The 839-nt window shown below is 49.9% G+C and carries 1 pseudogene; it reads right to left on the reverse strand.

Annotation, left to right across the window (positions count from 1 at the left end):
* Nucleotides 1–436 precede the first annotated feature (436 nt).
* Nucleotides 437–829, reverse strand: a pseudogene (locus tag AC2W7G_RS17495) (hypothetical protein).
* Between the last annotated feature and the right edge of the window lie 10 nt (nucleotides 830–839).

An 839-nucleotide genomic window follows, 5' to 3' on the forward strand; every position in this document is an offset into this window, starting at 1 on the left:
ACCCGATAAGTAAGTCAGCAGAAACCGCCAGTGTAAGATAGGCTGTTTACTATTTTAGTCATTTGACCACCTCCTTTCACAAAACTCAAACGAAACAGACGAACGCGAGGGCCACTTAGTGTAGACCACGGGCACGTTGTCCTCACGCTTCTGGCGGGCCTCTTCAGCTTTGCCCGGAGTAATCAGAGCGAATACTGTAGGTGACAGCTTAACAGCCTTCCCGAAGTAACCCAGCTTCTCGTTGCTCTTAATGCAAGCGAACGGGTTGTTTGAAAGATGGAAGGTGTTGGAATAACGGTTGAACATTAAGTTCCTAAACATGGTCGGCCTCCTTAGGTCGAAGTTATTGTTGTCCTATAGTGATAGCTTAGGGTCAGACCGGGTGCCCAGACGCAAAGAGACCCAGCAGTCATAAGACCACTGGGTTGACATTTAGTTAGCTCTTAACGGTTGGATTGTCTTCCGTTCCACGCCAGCACTTGAAGCTAGGATGACGAAGGGAGCCATCAGGGAACCGCTCCATGAAGAGAACTTCGCATTGCCACCCTTCATACGGACTTACTACATGCTGTTGAACTGTACTATCTATGTATGATTCCGAGCTATCGATGTCGAGCATCTGGTCCTTGCAGTTTTTCAAAAGACCTTAGCTGTGACCCTCATCCTTCTGCTCCTCGGTCAGACCACAGGCGTTAAACCACCATGCCATCCTCAAAGCAGAAACCTCGAAGCCAATGACCCTGCCTTCATTAGCCTTTCCCGGAGTCCCCCACACGAGGCCACACACGGTCCCGTCGACTGGTCTCCTCCAGGCTTCATTTTCCAACATGCCGTGACTT

This window comes from Aeromicrobium sp. PFPM2_SD2 (assembly GCF_057364525.1).